We start from the raw sequence: 19,584 nt of genomic DNA on the forward strand, positions 1-19,584 counted from the left end.
GCGCTTACACCGTCAAGGCCATGTAGAACTGAGTGCCCTGCCCTGGCCTTGAATAAACGCCCATGCGCCCGCCGTGGAGCTGGACGATCTCCTTGCACAGCGCCAGGCCGAGGCCGGCGCCGCCCTTTTTGCGGCCAACCTGGACGAAGGGCTCGAAAATCCGCCCCTGCTGGCCGTAGGCAATCCCCTCGCCGTTGTCCTCGACGCTGATGATCACCCGCTCGCCGTGGCGTCGGGCCTGCAAGCGGATCTGGCCGTCATCGTTGGTGTGACGCATCGCGTTATCGATGAGGTTGTCCAGCACCCGATCCAGCTGCGCGGCATCGGCGTGAAGGCGCGGCAACGGGCCCTGGATCTCGACGAGTAATTCGATACCTTTCGCTTGCGCCTGGCCGGCAAAGCGCATCCTGGCGGCTTCCAACAATTCTTCGATGGAGCAAGGTGCCAACGTGAGCTTCTGCAAGCCGTTCTGGTAACGGGAGAAATTGAGCAAGTCATTAATGAGCTGCATCAACCGCTGCATTTCTTCATTGACGGTATTGAGCAGGTCCGCCTCACGGGACTCTTCGGGAAAATGCACGCGCTCCTGGAGCAGGCCGAAGGCCATGTGCATGCCCGTCACCGGGGTGCGCAGCTCATGAGAAGCCCGCAGGACGAATTCACTGCGCACCCGTTCGAAGGCGCGTTGCTCGGTGACGTCATGCAGCACCATCACCGCGCCGAGAATCTGGCCTTGGGTGTGGATGACCGGCGTCAGGCTGTAGGTGAGCACGCGTGACTCGCCATCCACCTCGATGCTCAAGTCGTCTGGCGCTCGCTCCTGCGTGCCGCCGCGCAGGACCAGTTGCAACTCGTCGTCCAACTCGATACGTCCAAGCGCCTCGCCGAGCCCCTGCCCCAAGCGCTCCTGATCCCAGCCCAGCTGACGTTGGGCCACGGGATTGAGGTGCTCGAGCCGACCTTGTCGATCGATCATCAGCAAGCCATCGTCGATGCTGTCGAGTACCGCTTGCAGGCGTTGCTGGCCGGCGAGCAGCTCATCGACATTGGTCGCCTGATGCTCGCGAAGCGCTTGGGCCATGATGCCGAAACGGCGGGTCAGCAGGTTCAGTTCCGCCGCCGAGGAGATCGGCAGGGTCACTTCGAAATTGCCTTGGCCGATATCGTCCGCCGCCGCTGCCAACGCCTCGATCGGCGCGCCAAAGCGCCGGGCTATGCCGTGGGCGGTGACGAAGCCGATGATCAGCACGGCCAGCCCCACCAGCCCCAGCAGGCTGGAAATCAGCAGGGCACGCTCGCGGGCGCGGTCCTGGGTGTCGCTGATTTTGTTCAGGGCATGGCGATAGCCCTCGATCAGTCCACTGCGCAATACGTTGAATTTATCAGTGAGCGCCTGGATACCCGCCAGCTGTTTGGGTTGCTGGCGAGAATCGTCGAAGGCCTCGAGGAAGCTGATGTAATCGGATTTGGCACGGCTGAAGCTGGCGGGCGGATCCCCCAGCGCCTGCTCGTGTGCAATGCCTTCATCCAGCAGCTCGAAATACTGGCGCTTGGACTCCTCCAGCGCCGCCAGGTTGGGGTTTTCGTCGAGCATGATCATCAACTGGTCGCCCAGCGTCTGACGTAGCTTGAGGCCCAGGTCCAGCAGTACGAAGTTGTCGCGAACGGATTGTTCTTGGGTGTTGGCCATCTGCATTACGCTGACCAGTCCCAACAACAGCCCCAGCAGCGCCACCGTGATCAGCGCCGAAATGCTGAGGAACAACCGTGTGCGCAGCTTCATCGCCAGTTTCATAAGGTGCCGCTCACAGGTTGTATTGCTTGCGTTTGCGATACAGCGTGGACGCGTCGATGCCCAGGGTCTTGGCGGCCTGGTCAAGGGTGTCGGCAGTGGCCAGCACTGCGCCGATATGCGCCTTCTCCAGCTCGTCGAGACTCAGTGCGGCACCGATTCGCGGAGCGTTGTTGACCGGCTGCTCGGCCATGCCCAGATGGCTGATTTCGACCTTCTCCTGGGGGCAGATGATGCTGGCGCGCTCGACCACGTTGCGCAACTCGCGAATGTTGCCCGGCCAGCGGTAGCCTAGCAGCGCTTCGCGAGCCTCGTCGCTGAACCCCCGTGCCGGACGAGCGTACTCCTTGACGAAGCGTGCCAGGAACCGGTCGGCCAGGGTCAGGATGTCCTCGGCGCGTTCGCGCAAGGGCGGCAGGTGCAGGGTAATGACGTTCAGGCGGTACAAGAGGTCTTCGCGGAAACGTCCGTCGCGCACCATGTCCTCAAGATTGAGGTTGGTCGCCGCGAGAATCCGGACATCGGCGCGACGCGTAACGGGGTCGCCGACGCGCTCGTATTCCTTGTCCTGGATAAAACGCAGCAATTTTGGCTGCAGTGCGAGGGGAAAATCGCCGATCTCGTCGAGAAACAACGTTCCGCCATCCGCTTGGTTGACTCGCCCCAACGTACTTTCGCTGGCACCAGTGAACGCACCGCGGCTGTGACCGAACAATTCGCTTTCCATCAATTCGGTGGTCAACGACGGGCAGTTGATGGTGACGCAGGATTTTTTCGCACGTTTGCTCCAGCCATGGATCGCCCGCGCCAGTTCGCCCTTGCCGGTGCCGGACTCGCCCAGGATCAGGATGTTGGCGTCGGTGCTGGCGACCTGCCGAGCGGTCTCCAGCACCACTTTCATCGCCGGACTGTGGGAGTCGAGGCCGTCCTTTGGCTTGCGTATCTCGCCTTCCAAGGCTTCGAGCCTGGCGGACAGTTGGCGCACCTCCAGTTGCTTGGCGGTCGCGAGGCGCAGTTGGTCGGGGCTGCACGGCTTGACCAGATAATCGGCCGCGCCGGCCTGGATCGCATCGACGGCCGTATCGACGGCGGAGTGGGCTGTCACGATGACCACTCGCATCCAGGGTGCCTGGATACGCATCTGTCCCAAGACGTCGAGACCGTTGTCTTCGCCCAGGCGCAGGTCCAGGAAGCACAAGTCGAACACCTGGCGTTGCAGCAGGGCTTCGGCCTGTGCAGCACTGTTGGCGGTGGCGACGCTATAGCCCTCGTCTTCGAGGCAATAACGGAAGGTACGCAGGATGGCGGACTCATCGTCTACCAGCAGAATGCGGCCTTGATGCTCGGTGGCGGATTCCATCTTTCCTACGCTCCTTAATGAATGATGATGATTAGTGTCAGAAAAATCGGGCAAGTTGCATGGTCCATTCTGATCGAATATTACCCACCGAATCGGAATCTGTGGACCTCGATCGTCTAAAAGCCTGATTTCCAGTCAATTTTTCAGCTCCTCAGGTCCCGACGGTTCGGCTCGCTCATTCCGACAGCCATTTCCGACTCGCAATTCAAAAAAGAAATCGACCGAGCCGCTTCCTGCCAATTCGTGCATAACGCACGACGCGCCTCTGGCCCATCGTGCAGGATGCGCTCCGGGTCTTCTTTGGAATGCTCATAACTATTTGATTTAAAAGGATTTTATGGGTTATGGATTTCTGGCATGCCGACTGCAATGTTCTAGGCAACGTGGCGTTTCAAGGCGCCTCAACCAGATCACCGCTAGGGTGGGGAGGAGTTTCAGGATGAATCGTCAATGTGCCGCCCAATTTCGCATTTCCCGCCTGCACATCCAGCAGGGGCTGTGGGCTTTTGTCGCACTGCTGGTCACCCTTTTAGCGGGGCAGCAATTTATGCTCTGGCATGAAAGCCAGAAACCGGAAGCGCCACTGGTCTCCACCTACCGCGCCCCGCAAACCCATTTCAGTGCCGCCAGCACGTTGGCGCAGGAATCCGCATCGATGCGAATGATGGAAGTCGACCAGGCGCAGCCCCTCCCCGAGATGCCTCGGGAAGAGCGCTGGGTGTTCTGACAAGAACCGGTCGTCCGTTGTGCCGGAACCCTCGTCGCCAGATACCTAACTAAATAGAAAAGCGTAAGGAGAATCACCATGTTGAGCTGGGCTATTACCTTCCTGATCATTGCCATCATTGCTGCGGTATTGGGCTTCGGTGGTATCGCAGGCACCGCCACGGGCATCGCCAAGATTCTCTTTGTCGTGTTCCTGGTGATGTTTATCGCATCGTTCTTCTTTGGCCGCCGCGGCCGAGGCTGACTATGAGCGTGACATCCAAAGGACTGGCCGCCGCCCTGCTGTTGGGCGGCGGTGCCATGGCAATGGCTGCCAACGACGGTCAAATGCGGGTCAACCAGTTGCTGCAATCCGATCCGCAGTACCGCGAGACCTGGCAGCAGGTCGTCAAGAAAGAGGAGCGCCTGCCCGAGTGGGTGATGAACCTGACGGGCGACGCGGAGCAAATGAATGCGGTCGAGGAAGACGACGATAAATATCTCGTCGGACCTTTGTGCGAGACCCAGGCGACCTGCAAGAGCAAACGCCTGTTCGTGGCTTTCAGTTTCGACAAAGACGAAGCCTATGCCCTGTTGGTGGAAGTCCCTGCGGGCCTGCCCTCCGACAAGTCACCGACCCGTCACGCGGACTACCGCTTTCTCGGCAACCCCGATGAGGGTATGCAAAAACTGTTAATGGAACAGCTCAAGAAAGATCCTAACTGGTACTGATTTCTTGAAGCGGGAAAAGCAACGCTGCTTTTCTCCCTGCGAAGCCCGAGGAGGGCGTAAGCATGACCAGGGGGCTGGGACGTACTGACCATCAAGGGTCGGAGTGACCTACGGGCACAAGGGGTGCCTGCGAAAGGGCCGGGTCAGGTAAAAGCTGCGACGCAAGTTCGCAAAGTCGTGACGGCTTGGCGAACTTGCGTAGAGCTTATTCCCCAGGCTAGAGCGATTTGCTGCTTCTTTTGCCAGAACCCAACTGGCGCTGCGGCATATTGTCCCGCTCCCCAAGCAATGCTGTTCCAAAGCCGACCGTATATCGGAGAATAGGCGCACGGTTTCGCTTTTCGCCGGTGGCCTGCGACTCAATCCTTTCATCGCCTCTCAAGCAATCCAGATAACGCCCGGCTACGCTGAAATGGCTGGTTGACGGCGTTTATGCCTGATGAAGTGTCGCTTTTGAACCGATTGGGACGTACGTTTCACATCGGTGATCTCATGCCGATTCGGCATAGGGTAGGCGTTTACGGCATTAGACGATCCCCCCTTGCATCGCAATAGTTGCGCCTTTTTTCGCCTGCCAGTGAGCTGCCTTGGGCGCCCGGGGTGACCTTATACGGGGGCAGCAGCGTGAGTCCGTGTCGCCTTTGGCGATCCGTTGATGCTGCTGTCCGAGTCAAACTGAAGTAAGGGTAATGATATGAAGAAGGCAAGACTAAGCCTCGCCTGGCAGATCCTCATCGGTCTGGTGCTCGGGATTGCAATCGGCGCGCTGCTCAACCATTTCAGTGCCGAAAAGGCCTGGTGGATCAGCAACGTACTGCAACCGGCAGGCGATATCTTTATCCGTCTGATCAAGATGATCGTGATTCCAATCGTGATCTCCTCGCTGATCGTCGGCATTGCCGGCGTGGGCGATGCCAAGAAGCTGGGGCGGATCGGCTTCAAGACCATCGTCTATTTCGAAATCGTCACCACCATTGCCATCGTCGTCGGCCTGCTGCTGGCCAATTTCTTCCAGCCAGGCAGCGGCATCGACATGAGCACCCTGGGTACCGTGGATATTTCCAAGTACCAGGCCACGGCGGCTGAGGTGCAGCATGAGCATGCGTTCATCCAGACGATCCTCAACCTGATCCCGTCGAACATTTTCGCAGCCGTCGCTCGCGGCGAAATGCTGCCGATCATCTTCTTCTCCGTGCTGTTCGGGCTTGGTTTGTCCAGCTTGCAATCGGACCTGCGTGATCCCCTGGTCAAGATGTTCCAGGGCGTCTCGGAAAGCATGTTCAAAGTCACCCACATGATCATGAACTACGCCCCGATTGGTGTGTTCGCCCTGATCGCCGTGACGGTCGCCAACTTCGGTTTCGCTTCCCTGTTGCCACTGGCGAAGCTGGTGATCCTGGTTTACGTCGCCATCGCCTTCTTCGCCTTCGTGGTGCTGGGCCTGATCGCGCGCCTGTTCGGTTTCTCGGTGATCAAGCTGATGCGCATCTTCAAGGATGAGCTGGTACTCGCCTACTCCACCGCGAGCTCCGAAACGGTGTTGCCGCGCGTCATCGAAAAGATGGAGGCGTACGGGGCGCCGAAGGCTATCTGCAGTTTCGTCGTGCCTACCGGGTACTCGTTCAACCTTGATGGTTCGACGCTGTATCAGAGCATCGCGGCGATTTTCATCGCCCAGCTCTATGGCATCGATCTGTCCATCGGCCAGCAGCTGATGCTGGTACTGACCTTGATGGTGACCTCCAAGGGCATCGCGGGCGTGCCGGGCGTCTCCTTCGTAGTGTTGCTGGCGACCTTGGGCAGCGTTGGCATTCCTTTGGAAGGCCTGGCGTTCATTGCCGGTGTCGACCGCATCATGGACATGGCCCGTACCGCGCTCAATGTCATCGGTAATGCCCTGGCCGTACTGGTCATTTCCCGTTGGGAAGGCATGTACGACGATGCCAAGGGCCAGCGCTACTGGAACTCCCTGCCGCACTGGCGCAGCAAAGAGCCACTGCCGGCAGGGGAAACTTCCAGCCGTTGATCTTCTTGGCAATGCCAACCAAACCCCGGAGAAATCCGGGGTTTGTCGTTTCGGCCAGCCCCGCTATCATTCGCGGCATCTTCCGGGGGACTTAACCGATGCTCAATGGCCTGTGGCTTGGCTTCTTTATCGTGGCAGCCGTGTCGGCGCTGGCGCAGTGGCTGGTCGGCGGCAACGCCGGGATCTTCGCGGCCATGGTGGAAAGCATCTTTGCCATGGCCAAGCTGTCCGTCGAAGTCATGGTCCTGCTGTTCGGCACCCTCACCCTTTGGCTGGGCTTCCTGCGCATCGCTGAAAAAGCCGGCATCGTCGATTGGCTGGCCAAGGCCCTCGGCCCGCTGTTCTTGCGCTTGATGCCGGAAGTGCCCGCCGGCCACCCGGCGATTGGCCTGATCACCCTCAACTTCGCCGCCAATGGCCTGGGCCTGGACAACGCCGCCACGCCCATCGGCCTCAAGGCCATGCGCGCGCTGCAGGATCTGAACCCCAGCCCGACCATCGCCAGCAACGCGCAGATCCTGTTCCTGGTGCTCAATGCATCGTCGCTGACCCTGCTGCCGGTGACGATTTTCATGTACCGCGCCCAGCAAGGCGCGCCGGACCCGACCCTGGTGTTCCTGCCGATCCTGCTCGCCACCAGCGCCTCGACCCTGATGGGGCTGTTGTCCGTGGCGTTCATGCAGCGCCTGCGCTTGTGGGACCCGGTGGTGCTGGCCTATCTGATTCCGGGTGCGTTGGTGCTGGGCGGTTTCATGGCGCTGCTGGCAACCCTCTCGGCTACGGCGCTGGCGGGGCTATCGTCGATCCTCGGCAACCTGACCCTGTTTGGCCTGATCATCCTCTTCCTGGTGGTGGGCGCGCTGCGTAAGGTCAAGGTGTATGAAGCCTTCATCGAAGGCGCCAAGGAGGGCTTTGACGTCGCCAAAACGTTGCTGCCGTACCTGGTGGCGATGCTTTGCGCGGTAGGCGTACTGCGGGCTTCGGGGGCGCTGGATTTTGGCCTCGACGGTATCCGCCACCTGGTGCAATGGGCCGGCTGGGACACACGCTTCGTCGACGCCTTGCCGACTGCCATGGTCAAGCCGTTCTCCGGCAGCGCCGCCCGGGCCATGTTGATCGAGACCATGAAGACTTCCGGCGTGGACAGCTTCCCGGCCCTGGTGGCCGCGACGATCCAGGGCAGCACCGAAACCACGTTCTATGTGCTGGCGGTCTATTTCGGCGCCGTGGGCATCCAACGGGCGCGCCATGCCGTGGGCTGCGCGCTGCTGGCCGAATTCTCCGGGGTGGTGGCGGCCATCGGCGTTTGCTACTGGTTCTTCGGTTGACCTGAGTCGCCCGGCGACCCCTAGGGTTGGGTCGGCGTTGCGAAACGCTGGCCTTGCTCCAATGTCCAGGCCACCACTTCGGCCGTCAACCGGTCGCCGGCCCGGCCAAAGCCGTCCACCACCGCCGGCACTTTCACATCGCTCAACGGCTGGCGCACTTCAAACCGGCGGCTGGCCAGGATGCGCTGGTCGAACCCGCGTACCAGCAGCGCGTCCAGGCGAATCACCACACTGGCCGCTGTGCCCTGGTATTCGGTCTGGAACGCCTGCAATTGCCCGCCCAGCTCCAGGTCCGCTTGCAGGTTGCTGTCGGCGACGCTCAACAGCCTGACGCGTCCATCCTGGGCGAAGCCATCGAGCAGGCGGTTGCGCAACAGCACCGGGGCCGGGTCGCTCCAGCGCGAGGCGGCGTAGCTGCTGAACAGATTGCCTTGGGGGATCACCGCGATTTTCGGGCTGTTGAGCACTTCACTGGCCTGGGGGCTGGCCAGGCGCAACGACCAGTTCACCGCCGTGCCCGCAGATGCCGGGGCCTGGGTGGCGGGCAGGCGATACACATCCGCAGGATCGGCCTTGGGCAAAATCGAGCAACCACCCACCAGGACAAATCCTGCCAGCAAGAGAAGAGGGCAGATCAACCGGTTGGACGGCTTCATGGCGTGAACTCCTTGTCCTTGTCGTTGCCCAGCAAATAGCCGCTGGGGTTGGCATCCAGGCGCCGGGAGATCCCTCGCAGGGCGCTCAGGGTCTCGCGCAGCTCACGCACGGCGGGCGCCAGGGCATTGAGGCCCTGCATGCCGTTATTCAGCGAGTCGCGGTTGTCGTTCAGCAACTTGTCGAGGGTCGCGGTGCTGCGCGCCAGGGACTGCATGGCCTGGCCGGCGTTGCCGAACGCCTGCTTGCCCTGGTCGTTGAGCAAACCATTGGCGTTGCGCATCAACGCCGTGGTCTGCTCCAGCGTGGCGCTGGCCTGTTTGCCGATGGACGCCAATTGCTGCATGGCCTGGCGAATATCGCCGCGTTGCTCGGCAATGACCCCGGTGGTTTGTTCCAGATGCTCGAGGGTCTTGCCCAGGCTCTGGACGTTGTCCGAGGAAAACACCTCATTGGCGTTGTGCAGCAGCAGGTTGATGCTGGTCATCAAGTCATCGCTGTTGTTGAGCAAGCGGGCGATAGGCGAGGGCGCGGCGATGATCACTGGCGGCTCGCCGTCGTGCCCCGTCAGCGCCGGGCTCTGGGGCGTGCCGCCACTGAGCTGGATAATCGAGGTGCCGGTGATGCCGGTCAGCGCCAGCTTGGCCTGGGTGTCTTGCTTGATCGGTGTTTCTGCGCTCAAGCGCACCCGCGCCAGCACCCGGCGTGGGTCGTTCGGGTCCAGGCGCAGGTTGACGACGTCGCCGACCTTGATCCCGCTGTACTCCACCGAGCTGCCCCGGGACAACCCGCTGACCGCCTCGTTGAACACCACTTCGTAATCCTTGAATTCGCTGTCCACGCTGGACTTGGCCAGCCATAGACCAAACAGCAGGGCGCCGGCCACCACAATGACGGTGAACAGGCCGATCAGCACGTGATGGGCTCGGGTTTCCATGTCAAACCTCGTTGGATTGTGTAGCGGCCGATAACGCCGCGCGGCCGCGAGGGCCATGGAAGTATTCGTGAATCCACGCGTCGTCGGTTTCCGACACCTTGTCGATGACGTCGGCCACCAGCACTTTTTTCTGCGCCAGCACCGCCACCCGGTCGGTGATGGTGTAGAGGGTGTCCAGGTCGTGGGTGACCAGGAACACGCTCAGGCCCAGGGCATCGCGCAGCGTCAGGATCAACTGGTCGAACGCCGCCGCACCGATGGGGTCGAGGCCGGCGGTGGGTTCGTCGAGAAACAGGATGTCCGGGTCCAGGGCCAGCGCACGGGCCAGGGCGGCGCGCTTGATCATGCCGCCGGACAGCGAGGCGGGGTACTTGTCTGCGGCCGAGAGTGGCAGCCCGGCCAGCGCAAGTTTCACCGCTGCCAGGTGCTCGGCGTCGGCGCGGCTGAGCCCGGCGTGTTCGATCAGCGGCAGGGCGACGTTTTCTGTCACGGTCAGTGACGAAAACAGCGCGCCTTTCTGGAACAGCACGCCGAAGCGCCGTTCCACCCGCGAACGTTGCTCCGGGGGCAGGCTCGGCAAGTCCTGGCCGAACACCCGCACGGTCCCCTCGCTGGGCCGGTTCAGGCCGACAATGCTGCGCAACAGCACCGATTTGCCGCTGCCGGAGCCGCCGACCACGGCGAGAATCTCGCCCTTGTACACGTCCAGGTCGAGGTTCTCGTGCACGCTCTGGCGACCGAAGCGATTGCACAGGCCGCGCACTTGAATCACCGCCTCGGTGGGCGGCCGCAGGGGTTGGCTCACCAGCTCATCTCCATGAAAAACAGCGCGGCCACGGCATCGAGAACAATCACCACGAAAATCGACTGCACCACGCTGGACGTGGTGTGGGCCCCGACCGACTCCGCGCTGCCACTGACCTTGAAACCTTCCAGACAGCCCACGGCGGCGATCAGGAAGGCAAAGATCGGCGCCTTTACCATCCCCACCAGAAAATGCTGCACGCCAATGTCCGACTGCAACAGCGACAGGAACATGGCCGGGGAAATACCCAGCGACAGGGCACACACGACACCGCCGCCGATAATGCCCGAGAGCATGGCCAGGAAGGTCAGCATCGGCAGCGCTACCAATAGCGCCAGTACCCGTGGCACCACCAGCAACTCGACCGGATCAAGGCCCAGGGTGCGGATCGCGTCGATTTCCTCGTTAGCCTTCATCGAGCCGATCTGCGCGGTGAACGCGCTGGCGGTACGGCCCGCCATGAGGATCGCCGTGAGCAACACGCCGAATTCACGCAGGAACGAGAATGCCACCAGATCCACGGTAAAGATGCTGGCGCCAAAGTCGGCCAACACCGTCGCGCCGAGGAACGCTACCACCGCGCCGACCAGGAACGTCAGCAGGGCGACGATGGGAGCAGCGTCCAGGCCAGTCTGTTCGATGTGAACGACCATCGCGGTCATGCGCCAGCGCCTGGGGCGAAACAGGTTGCGGGCCAGGGTTTCGAGGATCAGGCCGACAAAACCCAGCAGTTGCAGGGTGTCTTGCCAGATTTTGTCCACGGCGCGGCCGATACGCGTCAGCAGCTGGGTCAGCACGCTGACCTGCGGCTCTTTCACCGGCACACAGAAGTCCGTCAGCGAGCAATAGACCGTCTGCAATAGCGCCCGCTCGGCGGCCGGCAAGCTGCAATCGGGGTGCTCGGCGGTCTTGCCCAGCCGTTCGGAGCCCAGCAGTTCCACCAGCAACGAAGCCCCGGCGGTGTCGAGGGCGCCGAGGCCATTGAGATCAATCAGGGTGTTGTCGTCGTATTGGCCGCGCAGCGAATCGCTCAGGCGCTTGAGCTGCGCGTAGTGGGCCAGCGTCCAGTCGCCGCTGACCCATAGCTTCGCCGCAGGGCCGGACGTATCCAGTCGGGCAGTGCCAGTGGGGGATCCGGGGGTCATACGCTCCATGCTCGTTCGACTTGAACAGCGCTACCTAATAGCACGACCGCCGTTATTTTGCTTCGGGTGTGTCGGCGTTCACCGTGAAACGCAGTACACCGATCATCTGGCCATTTTCCGTCAGCACCCGCACTTGCCATTTGCCCGTCGGGTCTTGCGGGAAGTTCTGCTTGTGGGTCCAGGCGCGATAGCCTTCCTTGCGCCCGCCGTGGATGTCCAGGGCGATGCGGTCGACTTCTTTGCCGTTGAATTGCCAGACGTGATAAATCCGCTCATCGAGCCCACGCGGCGCATTGATGGCGGTGTAGGCGTACAGACCGCTGCCGCGAATCTGGGCCGCGCTGACTTCCTTGAGACTGGCGCCCGGCGTGCGGTCTTCCACTTGGGTGCTGATCGCCACTTCGGTCATCCACAGCGTGGCCGGCGGTACCCAGGAGCGCAGCACCCAGCCGGTGGCGCCAATCCCCACCGTAATGCAGAGGATCGCCAGGGCGTTGCGCACGGTGCGGATCGGGAAGATCGAGGCCAGGCTCGGGAATGACAACAACATGGCGATGCCCAGTGCCAATTTGAAGCTCTGGTCGGTGGTCAGGTGCAGGATCACCGGCAATGCGGTGAGCAGGGCGGCGAACAGTGTCAGCGTGTGCAGCGCCAGGAACGCCCAACGCCGGGGCGCCAGCCATTTGTAGTACAGCGGATCGGTGATCGAAATCAGCGCCGCGATCGTCAGCAGGCCGGTGAAAAGCAGCTGGCTGCTGTTCCAGGTGGTGGTGATGAAGAAAAACGGCAGGACGAAAAACAGGCTTTCCTGGTGAATCATCTGCGTGGCATAGCGCAACAGCGGCTGGGGGATTTCCCGTTTGAAAATCCGCGTGAACAGCCGGGTCATGCTGTTCTCCACCATCAGCCAGAGCCAGCTCACCAGCATCACGATGGCGATCCAGGTCGCCAATCCCTGCTGGCGGTCCACCAGCATGAAACTGCCGACCCCGGAAATGAAACCGCCGAGTGCGATAACCCCTGGGTAGCGCTTCATCAGTTCGAGGATGCGCTGGATAAGATGAGTCAGGTTCGGCATTCGGCAGTTTCACAATAAGTCGTAGGAAATATCCCTGACAGAGTACCACTGTGGGGTCACTCCGGGTCCCGCCGAGACCGACGACGCGCCAGCCATATCAACAGCACCAGCAGCAACGCCACTGACCCGCCGAGGGTCCAGATCAGTTCGTCGTCACCGAGCAGCGGCTTCTCGATGCGCAAGTAACCGGGGTCCTTCAGCAGCTCGCGCAGGGCCTGGTTGGCCTGCTCCAGGCTCACTGCCTGCAGGCGCTCGGCGGGGTTGGTGAAGCGGCCGTCGGCATAATCGCTCAAGGCGCTCCAGTAATAATCGGCCAGCGCACTGTTGCCCTGGACGGCCCAGGACTGGTGGGCGATGGCGGCACGCTTTATCCGCACGAAACTCTCAGGATCCAGGCCGTCCCTGAGCAAAGTGTTGCGCAGCCTCTCCAGCGCTTCCTCCGCTTGGGGCAGGTCTTCGCGGGCCAGGTCGGCGTTGAGGCTCAGGAAACCGACGCCGCCGAAGACTTCTCGTTCCACCCACGGGCCATAGGACAGGCCGTCAGCCAGGCGCAGTTGCCGGTAGAGCGCCCAATCCAGGTACTCCTTGAGCAGATCGAAGGTTTCATCGTGTTGTTCCTCCAGTACAGGCTCCGGGAACAGCCAGTGAAGCTTGGCGTTTTCCCCGGCCATTCCACGAATCAGGTTGCGCTTGGTGACCGCGCTGTAGCGGATTTGCGCCAGTGGTTCGTGGACGCTGGGTTCGACCGGTTCGAGCTCGCCGAAGGCGCGTTCCAGATAGGCCGGCAGCAGCCGATCGAGTTCGCCGACGACGATCAGGGTCATGTTGTTGGGGGCATACCAGGCCTTGCGCACCTGTTCCAACTGGGCGACGGTAAAGCGCTCGACCTCGGCCCGCTCCGCACAACGCAAGCCCAGCTCCACGGCCAATTGGTTGCTGGCCTTGTGGCCGAGGTCCTGGCGGTCGAGCCAGCGTTGCAGATGGGTATAGTGGCCACCGTCCTCGCGTTCGACCACCCGTTTGGCCGCTTCCAGGTTCTTTTCGTCGATGCGGGTACGGGTCAATAACGCCAGTAGCAAATCCAGGATCTTGCGTTGATTGCGCGCTGGCGCCTCGATGACGAACGTCGTGTCGGCATTGCTGGTGAAGGCGTTCCATTCGCCACCCAGCGCTTGCATGCGCTCTTCCAGGCCGCCTTCGCCCGTACTGTCGACCCCGCTGAACAGCACGTGCTCGAGCAGGTGCGGCAGTTCCTTGTCGGCGCAGCTGAAGTCGTCAAGGCCCACGCCGACCACCAGCCGAATCGCCACGTGTCCACGTTCAGTGCCGGGCTTGAGCAACACCTGCATGCCGTTGGGCAACAGGTAGCCTTCGACTTGGAAACGGTCCTGGGCAACGACGGGTAGGGAGCCGAACAAAAGCAGGGCGAGTAGCAGACAACGCATAGCGGGCTTCCTGGCGGCTTATGAGATCCATGGTCCGGGCCAATCTTGTTGACTGGCCAAGACGCCAGTCGTTCAAGGCGAGTGGGTGATGTCTGAAATTTCCTCAGCGGCCAGCGCGCCGATCTCAGCCGTTTCCAGCACCACGTAGGCGCTGCCGCAAAACAACGAATTCAAGCGCCGCATGTCGGCGATCAACTCCAAGTGCAGGGAACTGGTCTCCAGGCTTTGTACGACTTTGCGCTGCAGGCGGCTGACATGGGCGTGGGCCATCCGCCGTTCCTGCGCGCGGAAACGCCGTTTCTCGCGCAGCAGCTGACGTGCGCTTTCCCGGTCGGCGCTGAGGAAGACCGACAGCCCCAAGCGCAGATTGGCGGTCAGGTGGCTGTGCAGCCCCGCCAGTTCTTCCAGGCCCACGTCGGAGAACGAGCGCCGTTGGGAGGTTTTCTGCTGCTGGACCTTGCGCAACATGCGCTCGATGAGATCACTGGCCAGCTTCAGGTTGATCGCAAGCTCGATGATCTCCGCCCAGCGACGACTGTCCTGTTCGCTGAGGTCTTCACGGGGCATTTGCGCCATGTAGAGCTTGATGGCGCTGCACAGGGCTTCGACGTCGTCGCTCATGCTGCGCACCTGCTGGGTAATCGCCGTTTGCTCACCGCGCAGCACGCCGAGCATGGCTTCGAGCATGTTTTCGATCAGGTCGCCGATGCGCAGGGTTTCCCGGGCGGCGTTCGCCAGCGCCAGGCTCGGGGTGGCCAGGGCGGCAGGGTCCAGATGCCGAGGCGTGGCCGTACCGTTGGTTTCCGGACGCTCCGGCAGCAGCCATGCACAAAGCCTGGCCATGGGGCCGACGCTGGGCAACAGCACCAGGCAGCGCACCGTGTTGTAGAGCAAATGAAAGCCGATGACGGTTTCCTGTGGGCTGAAATCCAGGCTGTCCAGCCAGCCCACCAGCGGATCGAGCACCGGGATGATCAGCAGCAGGCCAATCAGCTTGTACAGCAGGCTGCCCAGCGCCACCTGGCGTCCGGCGGCGTTCTGCATGCTGGTACTGAGGAACGCCAGCACACCGCTGCCGATATTGGCGCCGATCACCAGGCCGATGGCCACGGGCAAGCTGATCACGGCAGCGCCGGCGAGTGTCGCGGTCAACAACACGGCCGCCAGGCTGGAATAGGAAATCATCGCGAACAGCGCACCCACCAATGCATCGAGCAGGATGTCGCCGGTCAGCGAGGCGAAAATCACCTTCACGCCCTGGGCTTGGGTGATTGGCGCGGCGGCTTCGACGATCAATTGCAGGGCCAGGATGATCAGGCCCAGGCCAATGGCGACCCGGCCCATCTGGCCGAGGCGGGTTTGTTTGCGTGAGAGAAAAAAGATCACCCCGAGGAAAATCAGCAGCGGCGACAGCCACGACAAGTCCAGGGTCAGCACCCGGGCCATCAACGCGGTGCCAACGTCGGCACCCAGCATGGTTGCCAGGGCCGGGGTCAGCGCCATCAGGCCCTGGCCGACGAAGGAGGTGACGAGCATGGCCGTGGCGTTGCTGCTCTGGACCATGGCCGTGACCATGATGCCGGCGATGAACGCCAGCCAGCGCTTGGACATGTTCTGGCCGATGACATGTCGCAGGTTCGAGCCGTAGACCCGCAAAATGCCGGTACGGACGATATGCGTGCCCCAGATCAGCAAGGCCACGGCGGAGAGCAAATTGAGCAGGGTCAGCATGAGGAGCCCCCTGTTAGCGTCCCAAAGGGACAAATTGACGGTGCCACATCGTTTTACTTCTTGTACTTAAGCTGTAGTTGCCGAATGGTTCGGGCGCCAGCATTGCACAGCTAAAGAGTCGTTTGAAACAAAACTGTCATGAAAACCGATCGTCCGGAACGACAGAGATCCTGTGGGAGCGGGCTTGCTCGCTCCCACAGGTTACGCATCCGGGCCCTTTTTCACGGGCATGAAAAAGGGGCTCCAAGAGCCCCTTTCGTTCACTGCCCTATACCTTACTGACCCGGCATGTCCTTGCGCAGTTTCACCGGATCCTGCTGCTTGCGCTTGCGTGCCATCGCCGTACGCATCCTGATGTTGAACGCTTCCACCGCCAGGGAGAACGCCATGGCGAAGTAGACGTAGCCTTTTGGCACATGCACGTCCAGCGACTCGGCGATCAACACGGTACCGACCACCAGCAGGAACGACAGCGCCAGCATTTTCAGCGATGGGTGCTTGTCGATGAACTCACTGATAGTGCCCGCCGCCAGCATCATCACCAGCACCGCCACGACGATTGCCGCCACCATCACCGGTACATGGGAGACCATGCCCACGGCGGTGATGACCGAGTCCAGGGAGAACACGATGTCGATGATCGCGATCTGGACGATGGTGTAGATGAAACTGCCGCCCTTGCCCGAAGGTTCGTCGTTGGTTTCATCTTCGCCTTCCAGCGCGTGGTACATCTCCTGGGAACTCTTCCACAACAGGAACAGGCCACCGAAGAACAGGATCAGGTCACGACCGGAGATGCCCTGGCCGAACACTTCGAACAGATCGGCCGTCAGGCGCATGACCCACGTGATGGACAGCAGCAACAGGATCCGCGTGATCATCGCCAGCGCCAAGCCGAAAATCCGGGTGCGCGCCTGCATGTGCTTGGGCATGCGGCTGACCAGGATCGAGATCATGATGATGTTGTCGATGCCCAGGACGATTTCCAGGGCGGTCAAGGTAAAGAAGGCAACCCATATTTCCGGGTTGGTCAGCCATTCCATGTGAGTTCCTTTGAGCGAGTGTTAGGCCGCGCCGCCCTTCGGTCATCCGAGAGGGGCGACGCAGCGGGCATTGCTTTTATAGAGTGCTGAACAGCGGAAAAATCCCCATCAGCAAGGCGGCGAACATTATGCACAGGCAAACCAGTACTGCCCACTTCAAGGTGAAGCGTTGGTGGTCGCCGAATTCGATCCCGGCCAGGGCCACCAGCAGGTAAGTCGACGGAACCAGCGGGCTCAGCAGGTGGACGGGCTGGCCGACGATGGAAGCGCGGGCCATTTCGACGCCAGTGATGCCGTAATGGCTGGCTGCTTCGGCCAGAACCGGTAACACCCCGTAATAAAATGCATCGTTCGACATGAAGAAAGTGAACGGCATGCTCACCAGCGCGGTGATGACCGCCAGGTAAGGACCGAGGAAGTCCGGAATCACTGCCAACAGGCTCTTGGACATGGCGTCGACCATACCCGTGCCGGACAGGATGCCGGTGAAGATCCCCGCTGCGAAAATCAGCCCGACCACCGCCAGGACGCTGCCGGCGTGGGCCGCGACGCGGTCTTTCTGCTGTTGCAGGCATGGGTAGTTGACGATCATGGCGATGCTGAACGCCACCATGAACAGCACGGGCAGCGGCAACAGACCGGCAATCAGGGTGCACATCAACACCAGGGTCAGCGCGCCGTTGAACCAGATCAGCTTCGGACGGCGGGCGTCCGGGAACTGGGAAACGCTGATTTCGCTGTGGTCCATTTCGTCGCCCGCCAGGTGCAATTCACCCAGGCGCGCGCGCTCTCGTTTGCCGTACATGTAGGCAATCGCCAGGATCGCCACGACGCCGGCCAACATGGCGGGAATCATCGGCACGAAGATGTCGGACGGATCCACATGCAGTGCACTGGCCGCCCGTGCGGTCGGGCCACCCCAGGGGGTCATGTTCATCACGCCACCGGCGAGGATGATCAGGCCGGCCATGATCCGTGGGCTCATGCCGATGCGGCTGTAGAGCGGCAGCATCGCGGCCACGCAGATCATATAAGTGGTCGCGCCGTCACCATCAAGGGAAACGACGAGCGCCAGGACGGCGGTACCGACCGAAACTTTCAAGGGATCGCCCTTGACCAGCTTGAGGATCTTGCGCACGGCCGGGTCGAACAGGCCGGAGTCGATCATCAAGGCAAAATACAGAATCGCAAACATCAGCATCACCCCGGTCGGGGCGAGCTTGGTGATGCCTTCGAGCATCATCGGGCCGATCTTCGGCGCGAAACCACCGAACAGGGCGAACAGGATCGGGATGATGATCAAGGCGATCAGCGCGGACAGGCGCTTGGTCATGATCAGGAACATGAACGTGATGACCATGGCGAAGCCAAGGAAAGTCAGCATGGGAAATACTCCAGGCGTGGCGCGGCTATGAAATGCGAACCGGACAGGTCAGCGCGAGATGCAGAGCACGGGACGAACGGATGGAGTGGGTGCAGCGGGACGGGTAGCAGCGGACATCAGAATCACCATTGTTGTTGTTAAAAAGGCCGCACGAGCATGTGAAGACTCGTTTTAGGCCACCGGTCTATTGCCGGTAGGTGGGGCGATCCTAATCGCGCAAGCTTTCAGCAGCCTTTCGCCGCAGCAATGGGGTTTTTCTGTAGGACAAGGTGCACCCACAGGCGATCTGCGCTCCACCGATAAATCAGAAGGCTGAAAGATTCAACGGCTGCACCGCGCCCATCCAGATCGCAGGTCGGTGTGATCGACCAGGTCGTCACCGGTCTCCGGTGCAGGAAAATCACCAAGCCTTTGCGATTCGGGGCCAGCCACGGCAGGACCACGCCGATGTACTGCGGATCGAAGGCCAGCTGACAACTCCAGTCCGGGTGCGGCCGACCGGGCGTTGATGAACACGGCCCATTTTCAGCAGGAACAACTGCGTCGCTTCCTCACACAGCGCCCGCGCCTGGTCGAGGGTATCGGCGTCGAAATAGACGTGGGCGTAATAGCCCTTGATCCGTTGCATCTGTTACTTCTGGAAAGACCAGCCGAACCCTCTCGGTTAACCGTGTGTCAGAGCCTCTACACGCGGGATAAAAGGAAAGCCAGCCATGAAAAACGCCGAAACCCCGGTTATCAAGGTGGTGCTCTATGGTGCCATGAGCAGCCTCGGCAGTGCGTTGATGGCTGAACTGCTGCGGCGCCAGCATGAAATCATCGCCATCCTGGATGATCTGACGGCCCTCGCGCCGCGCCCGGGCTTGCGGGCCAAGACCGGCGATCTCTTCGATCCTGAACGGGTCAAGCAGAGCGTCGCTGGCGCAAGCGCCGTGGTGTGCCTGTTGAACGCACCGGGCTTGCCGATGAACAGCGAGCAAGTGGAGCGCAGTTTGATCCCCGGCCCGGTGGAGCAGGTCCTGGCGGTGGATGCGCTGATTGCCGGCATGCAGGCGGTGAACATTTCCCGGCTGTTCCTGGTGGGCAATTTCGCTGTGCTGGAAGAGGAAATGGATGATGACTTGCAGCGGCACGCCGCCGAAGAAATCCTCGATGCCCTGAAAAACAGCGCCTTGCAATGGACGCTCATCAACGCGCCCTATGCCGTGCAGGGGCTGGGCATCGAGCATTTCAGCCATGTCAGCACCAGCCTGGAGCCGGGCATGGCCGAATCATTGGAGCGCTTGAGTCGCGTGGCGGTCGGCATCGCTGATGAACTGCGCCTGAACCTGCATGTGGGCCAACATGTGAATTTCGTGCCCGCCGTCTAGGCGTTATAGATCCGTTCCCCGTGGCGGGGGAGCTTGCTCCCGCTGGGCC

17 protein-coding genes and 1 pseudogene are annotated in these 19,584 nt (G+C 61.4%); 6 read left to right on the forward strand and 12 right to left on the reverse strand.

Annotation, left to right across the window (positions count from 1 at the left end; genetic code table 11):
* Window positions 1–4: 4 nt before the first annotated feature.
* On the reverse strand, window positions 5–1,795 hold the full coding sequence (locus tag VQ575_RS00260) for an ATP-binding protein (RefSeq protein WP_045154664.1): 1,791 nt from the start codon (window positions 1,793–1,795) through the stop codon (window positions 5–7).
* A 10-nt stretch (window positions 1,796–1,805) separates the two neighbouring features.
* A complete protein-coding gene (gene algB, locus VQ575_RS00265; RefSeq protein ID WP_039593456.1) occupies window positions 1,806–3,152 on the reverse strand; it encodes a sigma-54-dependent response regulator transcription factor AlgB in 1,347 nt (448 codons plus the stop codon).
* A 439-nt stretch (window positions 3,153–3,591) separates the two neighbouring features.
* On the opposite strand from algB, the gene VQ575_RS00270 reads away from it, so the two are divergent.
* The 5 genes from VQ575_RS00270 to VQ575_RS00290 all read left to right on the forward strand — a co-directional run bounded on the left by VQ575_RS00270 (window position 3,592) and on the right by VQ575_RS00290 (window position 7,943).
* Window positions 3,592–3,879 (forward strand): hypothetical protein, encoded by a 288-nt coding sequence (locus VQ575_RS00270; RefSeq protein ID WP_325918790.1) that lies wholly within the window; start codon window positions 3,592–3,594, stop codon window positions 3,877–3,879.
* Window positions 3,880–3,957: 78 nt separating this feature from the next.
* Window positions 3,958–4,122, forward strand: coding sequence for a DUF1328 domain-containing protein (locus VQ575_RS00275; RefSeq protein ID WP_003177151.1), 165 nt, complete (start codon window positions 3,958–3,960; stop codon window positions 4,120–4,122).
* 2 nt (window positions 4,123–4,124) lie between these two features.
* On the forward strand, window positions 4,125–4,589 hold the full coding sequence (locus VQ575_RS00280; RefSeq protein ID WP_325918791.1) for an inhibitor of vertebrate lysozyme family protein: 465 nt from the start codon (window positions 4,125–4,127) through the stop codon (window positions 4,587–4,589).
* Window positions 4,590–5,283: 694 nt separating this feature from the next.
* On the forward strand, window positions 5,284–6,615 hold the full coding sequence (gene gltP, locus VQ575_RS00285; RefSeq protein ID WP_045154666.1) for a glutamate/aspartate:proton symporter GltP: 1,332 nt from the start codon (window positions 5,284–5,286) through the stop codon (window positions 6,613–6,615).
* 98 nt (window positions 6,616–6,713) lie between these two features.
* Window positions 6,714–7,943, forward strand: coding sequence for a nucleoside recognition domain-containing protein (locus VQ575_RS00290; protein ID WP_039593452.1), 1,230 nt, complete (start codon window positions 6,714–6,716; stop codon window positions 7,941–7,943).
* A gap of 20 nt (window positions 7,944–7,963) precedes the next feature.
* Here the strand turns inward: VQ575_RS00290 and VQ575_RS00295 are convergent, their stop codons facing one another.
* The 10 genes and pseudogenes from VQ575_RS00295 to VQ575_RS00340 form a co-directional block, all read right to left on the reverse strand.
* Complete coding sequence (locus tag VQ575_RS00295; RefSeq protein WP_325918792.1) at window positions 7,964–8,599, reverse strand: ABC-type transport auxiliary lipoprotein family protein; 636 nt, start codon at window positions 8,597–8,599, stop codon at window positions 7,964–7,966.
* A complete protein-coding gene (locus VQ575_RS00300; RefSeq protein WP_039593450.1) occupies window positions 8,596–9,534 on the reverse strand; it encodes an MlaD family protein in 939 nt (312 codons plus the stop codon). Before VQ575_RS00300 ends, VQ575_RS00295 begins: the two co-directional genes overlap by 4 nt.
* Window position 9,535: 1 nt before the next feature.
* Complete coding sequence (locus tag VQ575_RS00305; protein WP_039593449.1) at window positions 9,536–10,339, reverse strand: ABC transporter ATP-binding protein; 804 nt, start codon at window positions 10,337–10,339, stop codon at window positions 9,536–9,538.
* Window positions 10,336–11,484 (reverse strand): MlaE family ABC transporter permease, encoded by a 1,149-nt coding sequence (locus VQ575_RS00310; protein WP_039593448.1) that lies wholly within the window; start codon window positions 11,482–11,484, stop codon window positions 10,336–10,338. Before VQ575_RS00310 ends, VQ575_RS00305 begins: the two co-directional genes overlap by 4 nt.
* A 52-nt stretch (window positions 11,485–11,536) precedes the next feature.
* Window positions 11,537–12,562 (reverse strand): DUF5924 family protein, encoded by a 1,026-nt coding sequence (locus tag VQ575_RS00315; RefSeq protein WP_039593447.1) that lies wholly within the window; start codon window positions 12,560–12,562, stop codon window positions 11,537–11,539.
* 56 nt (window positions 12,563–12,618) lie between these two features.
* The gene (locus VQ575_RS00320; protein ID WP_045154669.1) at window positions 12,619–14,007 is read right to left on the reverse strand and encodes a M16 family metallopeptidase; all 1,389 of its coding nucleotides are present in this window, start codon (window positions 14,005–14,007) and stop codon (window positions 12,619–12,621) included.
* A gap of 72 nt (window positions 14,008–14,079) precedes the next feature.
* Window positions 14,080–15,738 carry a Na/Pi cotransporter family protein gene (locus VQ575_RS00325; protein WP_045154670.1) on the reverse strand — a complete coding sequence of 553 codons (1,659 nt, stop codon included), beginning with the start codon at window positions 15,736–15,738 and terminating at the stop codon, window positions 14,080–14,082.
* Between the two features lie 275 nt (window positions 15,739–16,013).
* The gene (locus VQ575_RS00330; protein ID WP_039593444.1) at window positions 16,014–16,781 is read right to left on the reverse strand and encodes a TerC family protein; all 768 of its coding nucleotides are present in this window, start codon (window positions 16,779–16,781) and stop codon (window positions 16,014–16,016) included.
* A 76-nt stretch (window positions 16,782–16,857) separates the two neighbouring features.
* Window positions 16,858–18,165 (reverse strand): CitMHS family transporter, encoded by a 1,308-nt coding sequence (locus tag VQ575_RS00335; protein ID WP_039593443.1) that lies wholly within the window; start codon window positions 18,163–18,165, stop codon window positions 16,858–16,860.
* Between the two features lie 304 nt (window positions 18,166–18,469).
* A pseudogene (locus VQ575_RS00340) lies at window positions 18,470–18,793 on the reverse strand (DOPA 4,5-dioxygenase family protein).
* Window positions 18,794–18,878: 85 nt separating this feature from the next.
* Between VQ575_RS00340 and VQ575_RS00345 the strand changes: the two are divergent.
* Window positions 18,879–19,535 (forward strand): NAD(P)-dependent oxidoreductase, encoded by a 657-nt coding sequence (locus tag VQ575_RS00345; protein WP_039593440.1) that lies wholly within the window; start codon window positions 18,879–18,881, stop codon window positions 19,533–19,535.
* Window positions 19,536–19,584: the final 49 nt, after the last annotated feature.

This window comes from Pseudomonas frederiksbergensis (assembly GCF_035751725.1).
Lineage (GTDB): Bacteria > Pseudomonadota > Gammaproteobacteria > Pseudomonadales > Pseudomonadaceae > Aquipseudomonas > Aquipseudomonas frederiksbergensis_A.